This window comes from Flavobacterium gelidilacus DSM 15343 (assembly GCF_000422685.1).
In the GTDB taxonomy this organism is placed as follows: Bacteria; Bacteroidota; Bacteroidia; order Flavobacteriales; family Flavobacteriaceae; genus Flavobacterium; species Flavobacterium gelidilacus.
On record NZ_AUGN01000004.1, the window covers coordinates 42,648 to 57,663 of the forward strand.

The window sequence follows — 15,016 nt, forward strand, 5'->3', positions numbered from 1 at the left end:
ATTAAGATGTCTTTTTGTTTTTTCGGATTTTCTTCCATTTTTTTAATCTGTATTTTGCTTTATTAGTAAAATATTTTTCTTCGGCTTCTCCTAAAACAAAGCCAATAGATTTAAATTTTACAGAATGATCAAAAATGACTTTTAAGGAAGCAGTAATTGGTAAAGCTAAAATCATTCCTGGAATTCCCCATAACATGGAGAATAATATAATCACTAATATAGAGGCAAATGAGTTTAAAGATACTTTAGAGCCAGTAATTTTAGGTGTAATAAAGTTTCCTTCTATAAATTGTATAAAGCCAAAAATAGCTATCACACCAACAGAATATAAATAGGAGTCTTTTGTGGCTAAAGCAACTAATGCAGGCATTAGTGAACCAATAATAATTCCGATATAAGGGACTAATAATAATAAAGCACATAAAAAACCAAAGAAAAAAGGATAATCTATTCCTAGAGCTAATAAACCAATACTGTTAAGTAATCCAACAATTCCCATTACACTTACTAAACCGACTAAATAATTTTGTTGTACATCATAAAGTTGGTTCAAAATAACTCTCATGTTTTTTTTGTTACTCACTTTAGAAGTAGCTTTATATAGGAAGCTTATTAAGAAACTTCTATATAACAAGAAAAAGAACATGTACAATGGTGTTAAAACGAAATCACTTAAAATACTACCAGAACTTGAAATAAATTGAAATATTTTATTAGAATTTCTTTTTACAATTTCTTTGACTTCAATATTATCTCCACCAACTATGTCTTCACTTTCAATACCAGTTGAATTTTCTGTTTCTCTAATTAAGATGTTGGTTTTTTCTAGAATCTTATCATAATACATGTCACTTTTGTCCATGATATCTTGAAACTGAATACCAATTAAAACAAAAATAATAAAGATAATTGTAGTGAAAATTAATATAGCAATCAGAATAGAAATAATTCTATTAAAACACAATCTTTTTTCAAAAAAGCGTACAATAGGATATACCAAAACACTCAAAAGAATAGCAAAAAGAATTGGAATTAAAAAATCTTGCAACATATATGCTAAGAATACAATCAATACGAATGCTAGTAAGTCTTGAACAATGTGCGTTTTATTGGTAGTACTATCCATTTGGTTTTTTATAAAAAACTGCCTATAAATATATTAATAACTTATTAGGATACCAATAAATATATAGACAGCTAGATTAATTTTAGAAGTTGATTATAATTCTGCAATCATTTTTTTAACTTCATCTTTAGTCTTTCCGACTTTTTGTTGAATTCTTCCGTAGAATTCTTCTTCTTTTCCTTCTTCAAAAAGCAAATCATCATCTGTTAAATCTGCAAATTGTTGTTTCATTTTTCCTTTAAACTCGTTCCAGTTTCCTTTAATTTCTGTTGTGTTCATAGTTTCAAATTTTGAATTAATAATTATTTTATTATTGAATTTTAGTTGTTGTAACGTCTTAAAATCCAGGCTTGTTCTTCATGTTTTTGAATTATAGCAGTTAAGAAATCTGCTGTTCCAAAATCATCTGTTTCTTCAGTTTCCTTAATGAAATCTCTAATTTTATTTATTAATGTTCTATAGTCTTCTAATAATTCTTTGACCATTGCATCTTTCTCTTCGTATTTAGTACATTCTTTCAAAACTGAATGATCATTGAATTCTTTCATAGTTCCAATAGCTTTATCGCCTAACTTTCCAATTCGTTCAGCTACTTCATCTATGATTAATTCTAGTTCATTATATTGCCCTTCAAAAAGTTTATGCATTTCCATAAAACTGTTTCCAGCTACATTCCAATGAAATTTTCTAGTTTTTACATATAAAACCATTTCACTTGCTAAAACTACGGTTAGATTTTTAACATTAGTTTTCATGTCTTTTTGAGGTATTCCTAATTTAGTATCCATTTGTAATAATTTTTTAGTTGTTTAAAATGTTCTGTACAAAGATATTACTACAACATGGTAAACGCCTTACAGAATTTTTGAGGATTCTTATAAAATTTTAAGTTTATTGAATTCAAGTTTGTAAATTTGCACCAACAACAAACTACAAATGACTACAGAACAACTATTTCAACAGATTCAAATTAAAAAATCATTTCTCTGCATTGGCTTAGATGTTGATTTAAATAAAATTCCGAAACACTTATTAGAGTTAGAAGATCCAATTTTCGAATTCAATAAAGCTATAATTGATGCTACTCACGATTTGTGTGTTTCTTATAAACCAAACACAGCATTTTATGAAGCTTATGGAATTAAAGGTTGGCAATCACTTCAAAAGACTATAGAATATCTTAATTCAAATTATCCTGAAATTTTCACTATTGCTGATGCAAAACGAGGTGATATTGGAAACACTTCATCCATGTATGCCAAAGCTTTTTTTGAAGATTTGAATTTTAATTCGGTGACAGTCGCTCCATATATGGGAAAAGATTCGGTTGAACCTTTTTTAGCTTTTGAAGACAAACATACTATTATGTTAGCCTTGACTTCAAATGAAGGTGCTTTTGATTTTCAAACTAAAATTGTAGAAGGAAAAGAACTTTATAAAACAGTTTTAGAAACTTCTAAACATTGGAAAAATGCTGAAAATCTAATGTATGTAGTTGGAGCAACTAAAGCTGAATATTTTGCTGAAATTAGAAAAATAGTTCCAAAAAGCTTTTTATTGGTTCCTGGTGTTGGAGCACAAGGAGGAAATCTGCAAGATGTTTGTAAATATGGAATGAATGATGAGGTTGGGCTTTTAATCAATTCGTCACGCGGAATTATTTATGCTTCAAACCAAGAAAATTTTGCACAAAAGGCTAGGGAAGAAGCCATGAAATTACAACAAGAAATGGAAGTTATATTGAACAAGTAGAATTATGACAAAAAAAGATTTTTTTAGAATTATTATTAAACTTTTTGGTTTGTATTCAATGATCATTTCTTTGTTTACTTTTTTACCTCGAAATATTTCTACCCTATCAATTTATAAAGAAGAAATTTGGATGATGTTTGTTATTTTAGGATCAACATTATTAATGATTACTTTTTTCTTAATTTTACTTTTTAAGACAGATTTTATTATTAATAAATTAAGTTTAGATAAAGGCTATGATGATGATAAAATAATATTTGGAAATTTTAACAATGAAGAAATATTCAAGTTTGCAATTTTATTAATAGGAGGATTTTTACTTGTAGATAATTTCCCAAGGATACTTTTTGAAATTATAAATATTTTCAAAACTAAATCTTCAAATAATTCAATATATGGTTATGAAGTTGATTATTTTAATTTTATTGTAGGAATAATTAATTTCATGTTAGGTTTAATTCTCATAACTAATTATAAACAAGTTTCGAATTTTTTGGATAAAAAATGATTAATTATAAAGACCAAATAGGGAATCATCATATTTTTGAGACAACTCCAAAACGTATTGTTTCTATTGTTCCATCTCAAACCGAATTATTATATGATTTAGGTTTAGAAGATTCTATTGTTGGAATTACAAAATTTTGTGTGCATCCAATTCATTTCAAGGCAACAAAAACTATTGTTGGTGGAACTAAAAATGTAAATTTTGAAAAAGTAAAAGTTTTACAACCGGATGTAATTATTGCCAATAAAGAAGAAAATACTAAAGAAATTGTAAATGAACTAAGTCAAATTTGTCCAGTTATTGTAACTGATATTTATACAGTTGAAGACAATTTACAAATGATTTTAGATTTTGGAAAGCTTTTCAGTAAAAGAGTTGAATCTCAAAAATGGCATGATAAAATCAATTTTTCTTATCAAGATTTTCAGAATTTCATTAAAGATAAACCTTCCAAAAAAGCAGCTTATTTTATTTGGAAAAACCCACATATGGTTGCCGGAAAAGAAACGTTTATTAATACATTATTAGAATTAAATCTTTTCGAAAATATTTACAAAGAAAAAGGAAGATATCCTGAAGTAGAATTAAAAAAGATTCGTTTAGAAGGTGATCCTGATTTGGTTTTTTTGTCTTCAGAACCTTATCCTTTTAAAGATGAAGATGCTTTTGAAATCGGACGCTTTACACATCATGCTAAAACTGTTTTTGTGGACGGAGAAATGTTTTCTTGGTATGGAAGTCGAATTCTAAAATCGTTTGAATACTTCAAGCAACTACACGGAAAAATTTAGGAATAAATTAATTATTGTTTTAGGCATTAAAACACTATTTTTGGACCTTAAATAAATCAATTTGCTTTCTTACACTATTTATAAAAACAAAATAAGTCAAGATTGGATAACTTTTGTACATGGTGCAGGAGGAAGTTCTTCTATTTGGTTCAAACAAATAAGAGAATTCCAAAAGCATTATAATGTTTTGCTTCTAGATTTACGTGGCCATGGAGAATCTAAAAGTATATTAAAAGTAACTTCATCAAAATATACTTTTAACGCAATTGCAGATGATATTTTAGAAGTAATTGATTATCTAAAAATAGAAGCTTCTCATTTTGTCGGGATTTCTTTAGGAACAATTTTAATTCGTCAATTAGCAGAAAATCATCCAACAAGAGTAAAAAGTATGATTCTAGGTGGTGCTATTTTAAAAATGAACTTTCGCTCTCAAATATTAATGAAAGTCGGAAATGTTTTTAAACACGTCTTACCTTATTTGATTTTATATAAATTGTTTGCTTTTATAATAATGCCAAAAGCAAACCACAAGCAATCAAGATTATTTTTTATTAATGAAGCTAAAAAGTTATACCAAAAAGAATTTATAAAATGGTTTAAACTTACAGCAGAAATAAATCCTTTACTAAAATATTTTAGACAAATTGAATTAAATATACCAACTTTATATGTAATGGGAAGTGAAGATTATATGTTTTTACCATCCATTAAGGAAGTTGTGAAAAGCCATTATAATTCTTCGAAGTTAAATGTTATTGAAGATTGTGGTCATGTTGTTAATATAGAACAGGCACAAAAATTCAATGAAGTTTCTATTCAATTCCTGAAAAATTTGGCATAAAAAAAAACCGATAGCTTCTGACTAACGATTTCTTTTTTACTAACTAACTCAACCAAACTTATTTGTTTTTCAACACTACAAATGTCGTCAATATTTTTTTAGTCAATGTTAATTGTATGTTATTTATATGTTATTGATTTCTAAAATTTTAGAAACAAATAAACAGACTATTTTTTGTCTTGCAAAGCAAATACTTTTTTCAATAAATCGGAACTTCTTGAGCTAAAGTTAGTTCTGATGTTTTGCTCTTCAACAGCTATCATTTTAAAGACACCTTCCATTGCTTTAGTTGTTGTATAATCTGTTAAATCTGGATTCACTTTAGTAATAAAAGGAAGACTGTTGTATTTTGTTATAATGTTTGTCCAAACTTTATCAGCTCCAACTTTTGCGAACGAACTTTTAATTACAGGGTTGAATTTTGAATATAAAGCAGTAGAAGTAGAACTCTGTAAATAAGTTGTTGCAGCAACATTATCACCCATTAAAATATTTTTTGCATCATTAAAAGACATGTTTTTTACAGCATTTACAAAAATTGGAGTAGCCTCTTTAACCGCATCTTCAGCAGCTCTGTTTAAAACCTTTAAACCTTCATCAGCTAAACTAGAAAGCCCAATTTGTCTTAACTTGGTATCAACTGTTTGTAATTCTTGGGGTAACAATATTTTTACAGCTTCATTTTTTAAAAAACCATCTGTTGCCGTTAATTTTGAAACTTGTTTTTCGATACCATTATCTAAAGCTTCTTTTAATCCATTAGCAATATCTAATTGACTTAATCCCACTGTTCCTTGAGGAAGTTGATCGACAACTTGTTGTAATTCTGCACATCCTGAAAAAATTGTTGTGGCAAATACTACTAAAAATATTTTTTTCATTTTAATTGTTTTTTAATTAATTATTAGATGTGCAAATATAGTGCCTCAATTTAGAATTCAAATTTTAAAATATTTAAATCGTATAAAATTTATTTAATTCGTAAATTGCACCATTAAAAATTGATAATTATTTAAAATGGAACCACAGTTACCTTATACTCCTATTAATAAAGTAAGAATTGTTACAGCTGCCTCACTTTTTGATGGTCATGATGCTGCAATTAATATCATGAGAAGAATTATCCAATCAACAGGTTGTGAAGTAATTCATCTTGGACATGATAGAAGCGTTGATGAAGTAGTAAACACAGCTATTCAAGAAGATGCAAATGCTATCGCAATGACTTCGTATCAAGGAGGACATACAGAATATTTAAAATACATGCACGATTTACTTAAGGAAAAAGGTGCTAGTCACATAAAAATATTTGCTGGAGGAGGAGGAGTTATTCTTCCAACAGAAATTAAAGAATTAGAAGCTTACGGAGTAGAAAAAATATATTCTCCCGATGATGGTCGTGCCATGGGATTACAAGGAATGATTAACGATTTAGTAAAACGTTCTGATTATCCTATTGGTGATAAATTAAACGGTGAATTTAATCATTTAGAGGAAAAAGTTCCTACAGCAATTGCTAGAATTATTTCTTCGGCAGAAAATTTTCCTGAAATTGCAAAGGAAACTATGGATGCCATTCACAAAAAGAATGAAACTTCAAAAACTCCGGTATTAGGAATTACAGGAACAGGTGGAGCAGGTAAATCTTCTTTAGTTGATGAATTAGTTAGACGTTTTTTAATTGATTTTCCTGAAAAAACTATCGGATTAATTTCAGTCGATCCATCAAAAAGAAAAACTGGTGGAGCTTTATTAGGAGATAGAATTCGTATGAATGCTATCAATAATCCTAGAGTTTATATGCGTTCGTTAGCAACTCGTCAATCTAATTTAGCTTTGTCGAAATATGTAAATGAAGCCATTCAAGTATTAAAAGCAGCAAAATATGATTTAATTATTCTTGAAACTTCTGGAATTGGTCAGTCAGATACAGAAATCATCGAACATTCTGATGTATCTTTATATGTAATGACACCAGAATTTGGAGCTGCAACACAATTAGAAAAAATCGATATGTTGGATTTTGCTGATTTAGTAGCTTTAAATAAATTTGACAAACGTGGAGCTTTAGATGCTATTCGCGATGTTAAAAAACAATACCAACGCAATCATAATCTTTGGGATGTAAATCCTGACGAAATGCCTGTGTTTGGAACAATTGCTTCTCAATTCAACGATCCTGGAATGAACACTTTATATAAATCTATCATGGATAAAATGGTAGAAAAAACAGGTGTTGATTTAAAATCGACTTTCGAAATTACACGTGAAATGAGTGAGAAAATTTATGTTATTCCACCACACAGAACACGTTATTTGTCTGAAATTGCTGAAAGTAATAGAAAATATGATGAAACGGCTTTAACGCAAGTTGAGGTAGCTCAAAAATTATACGGAATTTTCAAAACTATTGAATCGGTTAACGGAAATCTTCCTGAAATAGATAAAGCAGGAATCGTAGCCGAATCCTTAAATAGAACAGAAGAAAATAAAGTGTTTTTAGAATTGTTAACGCAACAATTTGATAAAATAAAAATGGACTTAGACGCATATAACTGGGAAGTAATTCTTACTTGGGATGAAAAAGTTCAGAAATATAAAAATCCTTTTTACACGTTTAAAGTTCGTGATAAAGAAATAAAAATTGCAACGCATACCGAATCTTTATCGCATTCTCAAATTCCTAAAATATCGTTACCAAAATACCAAGCTTGGGGAGATATTTTAAAATGGAATTTACAAGAAAATGTGCCTGGAGAATTTCCATTCGCATCAGGATTATATCCTTTTAAAAGAGAAGGAGAAGATCCAAGTAGGATGTTTGCTGGTGAAGGTGGACCAGAAAGAACTAACAAACGTTTCCATTATGTGAGTCAAGGAATGCCAGCAAAACGTTTATCAACAGCTTTTGATAGTGTAACATTATATGGAAATGACCCAGATTTACGTCCAGATATTTATGGAAAAATCGGAAATGCTGGAGTTTCAATTTGTTGTTTAGATGATGCTAAAAAATTGTATTCAGGTTTCGATTTGAGTCATGCTTTAACATCAGTTTCAATGACAATTAATGGACCAGCACCAATGTTGTTAGGTTTCTTTATGAATGCAGCCATCGATCAAAACTGTGAAAAATACATTGTTGAAAATGGTTTAGAAAAAGAAACAGAAGCTAAAATTGAAGCAATTTATAAAGCTAAAGGAACAAAAAGACCAAAATACCAAGGAAATTTACCAGAAAGCAATAACGGTTTAGGTTTAATGCTTTTAGGAGTAACAGGTGATCAGGTTTTACCTTTAGATGTATATAATGAGATAAAAGTAAAAACATTATCACAAGTTCGTGGAACGGTTCAAGCTGATATTTTGAAAGAAGATCAAGCACAAAACACTTGTATTTTCTCTACAGAATTTGCTTTACGTTTAATGGGTGATGTGCAAGAATATTTCATCAAGCAAAACGTTCGTAATTTCTATTCGGTTTCAATTTCAGGATATCATATTGCTGAAGCTGGAGCAAATCCTATCACACAATTAGCTTTCACACTTTCTAATGGTTTCACTTATGTGGAATATTATTTAAGTCGTGGAATGAACATTAACGATTTCGGACCAAACTTATCATTCTTCTTTTCTAACGGAGTTGATCCTGAATATGCTGTAATTGGTCGTGTTGCTCGTAAAATTTGGGCAAAAGCTTTGAAAGCTAAATATGGTGCAAATGAAAGAGCACAAATGTTAAAATATCACATTCAAACTTCAGGACGTTCCTTACATGCACAAGAAATTGATTTCAATGATATTCGTACAACTTTACAAGCTTTGTATGCGATTTACGATAACTGTAATTCATTACATACAAATGCTTATGATGAAGCTATTACAACACCAACAGAAGAATCAGTGCGTAGAGCAATGGCAATTCAGTTGATTATTAATAAAGAATTAGGTTTAGCAAAAAACGAAAATCCAATTCAAGGTTCATTCATTATTGAAGAATTAACTGATTTAGTAGAAGAAGCAGTTTTAACGGAATTTGATAGAATTACAGAAAGAGGTGGAGTTTTAGGTGCCATGGAAACGATGTACCAAAGAAGTAAAATTCAAGAAGAATCAATGCATTACGAAATGTTGAAACACACAGGAGAATTTCCAATTATTGGTGTAAATACATTCTTGAGTTCAAAAGGTTCTCCAACTGTAATTCCAGCTGAGGTTATTCGTGCTACAGAAGAGGAAAAACAATATCAAATAGATATGTTAAAACAATTGCATATCACTTATGAAGATATAGTAGAAGAGCAATTAACTAAATTACAAGATGCAGCCATCAAAAACGAAAACTTATTTGAATTATTAATGGAAGCAACAAAAGTATGTTCATTAGGTCAAATTACAAACGGTTTGTTTGAAGTTGGTGGGCAATATAGACGTAATATGTAATAAAGTTCTTGTCCTATAAAAAAAGGTCAAACTTAATAGTTTGACCTTTTTTATTTTTATAGTTTAATTTTAAAAAGAGTGTTCGTGTTTACCTTCTTTTATTTCTTCAATCATTTTTTTATTGAAAGCTGGTAAATCATCTGGATTTCTACTTGTTACTAAACCTTTGTCAACTACAACTTCTTTGTCTTGCCATTCAACACCTGCATTCATCAAGTCAGTTTTGATAGAAGGATAAGAAGTCATTTTTCTGCCTTCGACTACACCCGCGCTTATTAATGTTTGTGGTCCATGACATATAGCTGCAACTGGTTTTCCTACTTCAAAAAAAGCTTTTACAAATGCTAAGGCCTTTTCATTTGTTCGTAAATTATCAGGATTAATAACTCCACCAGGAAGCATTAATGCATCGTAATCACTTGGATTAGCATTTTCTAATGTTTTATCTACTTTATATGATTTTCCCCAATCTGTCGAAGCCCATGATTTAATACTGTCTGTTTCTGGACTAACAATTTCTGTTAACCAACCTTCTTTTTCTAATGCTTCTTTAGGTGATGTTAATTCAATTTCTTCAAAACCATTAGTAGCTAAAATCGCTATTTTCTTTTTCATAATTAAAAATTTAAGATTAATAATAATTTGATGGTGTAAAAGTATTGCTAATCCTTCTTATATTATTTACATGATTTTTACTTTTAATTACAGAATATTAAGGCAATAAATAAGAGATTTCAATTTGAAAGATCTTTATGATTATTCCTTGTTTATTGAATAAACTCCGCTACCCAATAAAACTATAGCTAATCCAATGTATATAAAGCCTTGTTCTTTTCCAGAATCATTAGAGGCATCGATTTTTAATCCTAAAACGTTAAGTTCAGCACTGTTGTTTGCAACTTTATTAATGCCTAAATAACCTAGATATAAGGATCCAAGAATTAAAACAATTCCGATGATTTTACTAATTTTCATAATTTTTAGTTTAAAAGTTATCTTGCAAAATTATATGTAAACCCAACTTATTAATTTACATAGTATTCATTACTTTTAATATAATTTCCATATAAAGTAAAAAAAAAGGCCTTTCTTTCGAAAGACCTTTTAGGTTAATCAGAATTAATAACAACTTATTTAACAATGATTTTTTCAACTAAACCATCTTTAGTTTTGAGAAGATAAATTCCTTTTGGGTAATTCATTTCTAAACTGGATATATTTTCTTGTTCCGTAATTTTTCTTCCCGAAATGTCGAAAAGACTCACTGAAACTTCTCTGTTAAAATAAACTATTCCATCTTTAACTGGATTTGGATAAACTATAAAAGCAGTAGATGTAGTAGTGAAATTTTCATTTGTTAAAACATCATTTGTAATTTCATAAACACTAATTGTTGCACTTACTTCATTCGCCATTACGACCAATCCTTTTGCAAGAGGACTAACAGTTGGAGCAATATAAATGATTCCTTCTGGAGCTAAATCTCCACCAACAGTTGCTAAGGTCCTGTTATTTTTATAAGACACAAATGTTGGCCCTAATGGATTTGTAATGTCATAGGTCATTAATCCACCAGTTCTTTCTAATGTAATAAAAGCATAAGTAGCACCATTTATTGTTGCAACAGTAATTCCTTCTGGTTCTGGACCTTTGTTGTCACTTCTATTTTTTAAATTATTGTTGTCGTTACTTACATTGAATAAGGCTCCATAAGTAGGGTCATTTGCAGTAATTTTTTCAAAATCATCACCACTGTCAAAAACTATTTGTCCTGTTGTTGTATTCCAAATACTAAAAGAACGTGCTCCAAAAACATGAATTTCATCAAAATCACCATCATTATCAGTATCACCAGTTGCATTAGTAACTGTTAATCTTCCTAGATTAGAATTCATTTTAAGGATATCAGCATTAGGGAAAACTGTTGGATCTAAAACATATGAACTGCTACCAACTCGAACTTCTTCTGCTAAACCGTTGTAATCTCTTGCGTCACCTTCATTAGCAGTAACTAAATAAGTTGTTCCAGCAACTGTGTAATTAGCAATTGCATCGGGCATATACATTCCTTTAATAGGCCAATTTCCCATAAATATTGCTCCAAATTGATCAGAACTGTCTAGTGTGTTTCCTGAAAGATTATGATCTTTTAATCCTAATGGACTAATAGCTGTAATTTGATTTGTAACTAAATTAATAGTAGCAATTGCATTGTTTTCTTGTAAAGAAACCCAAGCCGTTAATCCATCATCTGCTATGGTAATGTATTCTGGTTCAACATCTTTAGAAACTGTTGCACTAACTCCAAAAATACGAACACCACTAGTTCTTAAAGCTACTAATTGACTATCAAAAGCATTAAAGTTTAAATTTGTTACATCCGATTGCTGAACATTGTTAAATCCACCAGTAACATTTATGATTGAAATACTTCCTTCTGGATCAATTGTGTAATCATCATTTGGTTGTCCTTCGTTTGCTGTTAAAACTTTTGTGCCATCTGGAGTAAATGTAATCATATCTGGTAGTACGCCTACTTCAACGATTGAACCAATTGTTCCATTTGTGTCCATAAAAACTACTTTTCCATTGCCAAAATTAGCTCCTTCTATTGTTGCAGCTACAATGCCATTTTTAACAGTGATACTTGTTCCTCCTATTCCGTATGAAGATAAATCTATTGATTGGATTGGAGTTATTGCTGATGGGTTTGAAAAGTTTAATACTTCAATTTTAGCTGCGGTTGAATTCATCACAAACAAACGTTGCGTTGTTGGATCATGAGCTACAATTTCAGCCGAACCAGTTGCGTCCACTAAATAACTTGATAAATAGTTAATGTTTAATGCATTTGAAGCTGTTGGAGCATCAGTTTCATCATCTAAAATATAAAGTAAGCTTTGAGAAATCCCATTAAGATTAGCTCCAGTTGGATTTAGAAGCTTTAAAACAAAATATGTATCTCCATTTGCAACCATATCATTGTTCAAAGTAATTGAAATAACTTGTGAAGTTGAATTAGCTGGAAAAGTTACGGTTTCATTTGTATAAACATATTCTGTTCCGTTTGTAGCTGTTCCTGAATTTAAAAGAATTGCAACATCAACAGTTACGATAGAAGCTGAAGCATTTGAAAGATTAATTGTAATTGAAGCAGTTCCATCATTTTCATTTATAATAGTAGTTTCAGTAGCAAAAGATAAATTTGAAGTAATAATAGGATTGAAAGTTCCAGGTGAAGCAAATACATCTAAACCAATTGATTGTCCAACTAAATTTGTTGCTGGTGCCCAATTTGTTCCATCATTTAAATTACCATTTGGATTCATTAATTCTAAAGAAGGACCATTTCCATCAGGTGATAATGGCCAAGGAGTTGCATCATCATAATCAACTTGACTAATAATTACTCCAGTTGAATTTAAAATTTGAAGATTTTCGCCTCCATTTCCTAAAGCATTACTAATTCCTTGAGGCAAATCAATAAAGGAAGCCCCATAAAAAGCATCTGCACTTGTTTTGTCAGTTGCAAGTAAAACAATACCATTGGCAGCAAGGTTTAATTCTTCAAATTCGAAAATAAAGTTGCTTTCGTCTTTAACTTTAATTCCGCCTAAAGCAATTGTTGATGTTGAATTGTTATAAATTTCAATAAACTCCAATTGATTTGAATTTGCAGAAGGAGCATTATACATAATTTCAGAAATAATTAATCCTGAAGATAAAGCATTGTAATATAAATTGGGGCTTACATAAGTTGGTGATAAAGCATTATTAGCCATGTCTTGAACATTACTTACTGTTAATTGATAAGCACTTCCAACGGTAAAACCTGTATGAGTTAATTTGACAGAGTTCAATGTAGCATTATAAACAGCACTCGAAATTGTTAAGCTTGGAGCAAAAACATAATTTGCAATAGTTTCAGCTGTAGCTTGATTTAAACTTTCAGAGAAAATAATTTCAACTGAGTTTTGAGTCAATACATTTACAATAGCAACTGTTGGAGCAGAAGTATCGTTTGCAGAAATCACAAATTGAGTTGCATTAAATGGTAAATCTGGAGTTGTACCATTGTTGTGATCGTCAGCAGAAGTGTCTTCTGTTTGCCAATTAGCTAGATTGTTTAACTGAGATAAATATCCGTTAGCATCTAAACCAGTTCTAACACCGTTATAGTTTGCCATGTCAGTCCCTTCGGGTAAAGTAATAGCAGTAGTTCCTAAAGTTAAACCCGAATTTGTTAAATCTCCAAAACCAGTTGAAGAATTTGAAATTGCAGCTAACATAGTTGAAACAGTTCTAGGAGAAGATCCTAAAAAAGCAAACATGGCATCACTTGAACTAGAAAGTCCACCAGCATTATTAACAGTGATACTTCCAATTGATGGAGTAATCGTTGCGCTTACATTGTTAATTGAAATAATAGTTCCTGCTGGAATAATTGTAGCACCAGAAGACCATGTAAAATCTCCTTCGTCAGTACCAAAACTTGTTCCATTCCATTCAGAATCACAAAAAATGATAGTAGAATTTGCTGGAATTTCTTTAAAAGTCACAAATGCGATATCGTCATCGCCATCTGCATTAAACCCAACAAATGCAATGTCTCCAGCAGAAGTAAGCTGTGCTTGTACAAAGTAGGTTAGTAAACATAAAAGTAAAGTAAATTTAATTTTCATAAGATAAGTTTATTGTTGTTTGTACAAACTTACCTTATAAATGAGGTTGAAAGGGTTACCTCAAAATCATCAATTTATTTTTTTAACATTATTAAAATGTGTCTTAAAAATTAAGAAGTAAAGGAATTGTAAAATTGGGACTAACTGTTTTTCTCTTCATTAAATTTACGAACAATAGCTTTTAATTTTTCAGCACGAGCCACTTTTTTAGCTTTTGCTTTGTCTTGTTCTTTGTGTAATTTATCGTTGTGTTTTTTGATGTTCTTTTCTGTATTTCTTCCCATAATTATAAATTTAAGGTGTTTTTTTTGTCAAGTTTTAAATATCCAATATGTTTTTGGTCTTCTATTTCATTAGCAGTTTCTCTGATTTTTATTTGAAATTTTGATTTGAATTCTTCTGATAAGATATCATTAATTCTATGAATGTCATCTACATCAATTCCAAATTTATCATCAATATGTGAAGCTCCTGCTCCTTCAAAACCACAATGTTTAAAAAAAGTAGTCTTCTTACTGTTCTTAATTGCTAAAGCTTTACTTTTTGCAACGGTCAAAACTTTATAATGATATTCTTCAAATTCATTTTCTTTATAACCACCTAGGTTAATAAAAAATAAATTTTCTGTATTTTCAATAGTTTGATTTCGATCTACTACTTCAATAGAAAAACCATCTATACAAGTAACTTTTTGCCAAGCATCAATATGAATTTTACCTTTTGCTTCTGGCCAAAATTGTTTCATATACGGAATTAATTCAGCTAATGAGCTTCCTATTCCAAAAAAAATATCGTGTTGTTCTGTTACCCTTCCTTTAGGTCTACAGCCCAACATTATCATATATAAATGATTCTTTTCTTTCATTTTTC

At 29.8% G+C, this 15,016-nt stretch carries 14 protein-coding genes; 5 read left to right on the forward strand and 9 right to left on the reverse strand.

What is annotated here, in order from left to right:
• Position 1 precedes the first annotated feature (1 nt).
• The 3 genes from G507_RS16315 to G507_RS0102980 form a co-directional block, all read right to left on the reverse strand.
• Positions 2–1,126, reverse strand: a complete 1,125-nt coding sequence (locus G507_RS16315) for an AI-2E family transporter (RefSeq protein ID WP_051191471.1) — start codon at positions 1,124–1,126, stop codon at positions 2–4.
• Between the two features lie 93 nt (positions 1,127–1,219).
• Positions 1,220–1,405, reverse strand: coding sequence for a CsbD family protein (locus G507_RS0102975; RefSeq protein ID WP_026716093.1), 186 nt, complete (start codon positions 1,403–1,405; stop codon positions 1,220–1,222).
• Between the two features lie 41 nt (positions 1,406–1,446).
• A complete protein-coding gene (locus G507_RS0102980; RefSeq protein ID WP_026716094.1) occupies positions 1,447–1,914 on the reverse strand; it encodes a Dps family protein in 468 nt (155 codons plus the stop codon).
• A 148-nt stretch (positions 1,915–2,062) separates the two neighbouring features.
• Between G507_RS0102980 and pyrF the strand changes: the two genes are divergently transcribed.
• The 4 genes from pyrF to G507_RS0103000 all read left to right on the forward strand — a co-directional run bounded on the left by pyrF (position 2,063) and on the right by G507_RS0103000 (position 5,021).
• Positions 2,063–2,878: an orotidine-5'-phosphate decarboxylase gene (gene pyrF / locus G507_RS0102985; RefSeq protein ID WP_026716095.1), complete on the forward strand. Its 816-nt coding sequence runs from the start codon at positions 2,063–2,065 to the stop codon at positions 2,876–2,878.
• Positions 2,879–2,882: 4 nt separating this feature from the next.
• Positions 2,883–3,386, forward strand: a complete 504-nt coding sequence (locus G507_RS0102990; RefSeq protein WP_026716096.1) for a hypothetical protein — start codon at positions 2,883–2,885, stop codon at positions 3,384–3,386.
• Positions 3,383–4,177 (forward strand): ABC transporter substrate-binding protein, encoded by a 795-nt coding sequence (locus G507_RS0102995; RefSeq protein ID WP_026716097.1) that lies wholly within the window; start codon positions 3,383–3,385, stop codon positions 4,175–4,177. Before G507_RS0102990 ends, G507_RS0102995 begins: the two co-directional genes overlap by 4 nt.
• A 61-nt stretch (positions 4,178–4,238) precedes the next feature.
• The gene (locus G507_RS0103000) at positions 4,239–5,021 is read left to right on the forward strand and encodes an alpha/beta fold hydrolase (protein ID WP_026716098.1); all 783 of its coding nucleotides are present in this window, start codon (positions 4,239–4,241) and stop codon (positions 5,019–5,021) included.
• Positions 5,022–5,188: 167 nt separating this feature from the next.
• Here the strand turns inward: G507_RS0103000 and G507_RS0103005 are convergent, their stop codons facing one another.
• Positions 5,189–5,902, reverse strand: coding sequence for a DUF4197 domain-containing protein (locus G507_RS0103005; protein WP_026716099.1), 714 nt, complete (start codon positions 5,900–5,902; stop codon positions 5,189–5,191).
• A gap of 136 nt (positions 5,903–6,038) precedes the next feature.
• Between G507_RS0103005 and G507_RS0103010 the strand changes: the two genes are divergently transcribed.
• The gene (locus G507_RS0103010; RefSeq protein WP_026716100.1) at positions 6,039–9,464 is read left to right on the forward strand and encodes a methylmalonyl-CoA mutase family protein; all 3,426 of its coding nucleotides are present in this window, start codon (positions 6,039–6,041) and stop codon (positions 9,462–9,464) included.
• A gap of 69 nt (positions 9,465–9,533) precedes the next feature.
• Here G507_RS0103010 and G507_RS0103015 read toward each other — a convergent pair whose 3' ends face one another.
• The 5 genes from G507_RS0103015 to G507_RS0103035 form a co-directional block, all read right to left on the reverse strand.
• Positions 9,534–10,079: a type 1 glutamine amidotransferase domain-containing protein gene (locus G507_RS0103015; RefSeq protein WP_026716101.1), complete on the reverse strand. Its 546-nt coding sequence runs from the start codon at positions 10,077–10,079 to the stop codon at positions 9,534–9,536.
• A 141-nt stretch (positions 10,080–10,220) separates the two neighbouring features.
• Positions 10,221–10,439 (reverse strand): hypothetical protein, encoded by a 219-nt coding sequence (locus G507_RS0103020; RefSeq protein WP_026716102.1) that lies wholly within the window; start codon positions 10,437–10,439, stop codon positions 10,221–10,223.
• A gap of 155 nt (positions 10,440–10,594) precedes the next feature.
• Positions 10,595–14,146: a choice-of-anchor I family protein gene (locus G507_RS17225; RefSeq protein ID WP_051191472.1), complete on the reverse strand. Its 3,552-nt coding sequence runs from the start codon at positions 14,144–14,146 to the stop codon at positions 10,595–10,597.
• A gap of 140 nt (positions 14,147–14,286) precedes the next feature.
• Positions 14,287–14,430 carry a hypothetical protein gene (locus tag G507_RS17605; protein WP_157496475.1) on the reverse strand — a complete coding sequence of 48 codons (144 nt, stop codon included), beginning with the start codon at positions 14,428–14,430 and terminating at the stop codon, positions 14,287–14,289.
• A gap of 2 nt (positions 14,431–14,432) precedes the next feature.
• Positions 14,433–15,011: a DUF1543 domain-containing protein gene (locus tag G507_RS0103035; RefSeq protein WP_026716103.1), complete on the reverse strand. Its 579-nt coding sequence runs from the start codon at positions 15,009–15,011 to the stop codon at positions 14,433–14,435.
• Positions 15,012–15,016 lie beyond the last annotated feature (5 nt).

Excerpts from the sequence above, each read along its gene's own strand:
- G507_RS0103020 (WP_026716102.1), bottom strand. The coding sequence starts at position 10,439 with ATGAAAATTAGTAAAATCATCGGAATTGTTTTAATTCTTGGATCCTTA.
- G507_RS0103005 (WP_026716099.1), bottom strand. The coding sequence starts at position 5,902 with ATGAAAAAAATATTTTTAGTAGTATTTGCCACAACAATTTTTTCAGGA.
- G507_RS17605 (WP_157496475.1), bottom strand. The coding sequence starts at position 14,430 with ATGGGAAGAAATACAGAAAAGAACATCAAAAAACACAACGATAAATTA.
- G507_RS0103015 (WP_026716101.1), bottom strand. The coding sequence starts at position 10,079 with ATGAAAAAGAAAATAGCGATTTTAGCTACTAATGGTTTTGAAGAAATT.
- G507_RS0102980 (WP_026716094.1), bottom strand. The coding sequence starts at position 1,914 with ATGGATACTAAATTAGGAATACCTCAAAAAGACATGAAAACTAATGTT.
- G507_RS17225 (WP_051191472.1), bottom strand. The coding sequence starts at position 14,146 with ATGAAAATTAAATTTACTTTACTTTTATGTTTACTAACCTACTTTGTA.
- G507_RS16315 (WP_051191471.1), bottom strand. The coding sequence starts at position 1,126 with ATGGATAGTACTACCAATAAAACGCACATTGTTCAAGACTTACTAGCA.
- G507_RS0102975 (WP_026716093.1), bottom strand. The coding sequence starts at position 1,405 with ATGAACACAACAGAAATTAAAGGAAACTGGAACGAGTTTAAAGGAAAA.
- G507_RS0102990 (WP_026716096.1), top strand. The coding sequence starts at position 2,883 with ATGACAAAAAAAGATTTTTTTAGAATTATTATTAAACTTTTTGGTTTG.
- G507_RS0103035 (WP_026716103.1), bottom strand. The coding sequence starts at position 15,011 with ATGAAAGAAAAGAATCATTTATATATGATAATGTTGGGCTGTAGACCT.
- G507_RS0102995 (WP_026716097.1), top strand. The coding sequence starts at position 3,383 with ATGATTAATTATAAAGACCAAATAGGGAATCATCATATTTTTGAGACA.
- G507_RS0103010 (WP_026716100.1), top strand. The coding sequence starts at position 6,039 with ATGGAACCACAGTTACCTTATACTCCTATTAATAAAGTAAGAATTGTT.
- pyrF (WP_026716095.1), top strand. The coding sequence starts at position 2,063 with ATGACTACAGAACAACTATTTCAACAGATTCAAATTAAAAAATCATTT.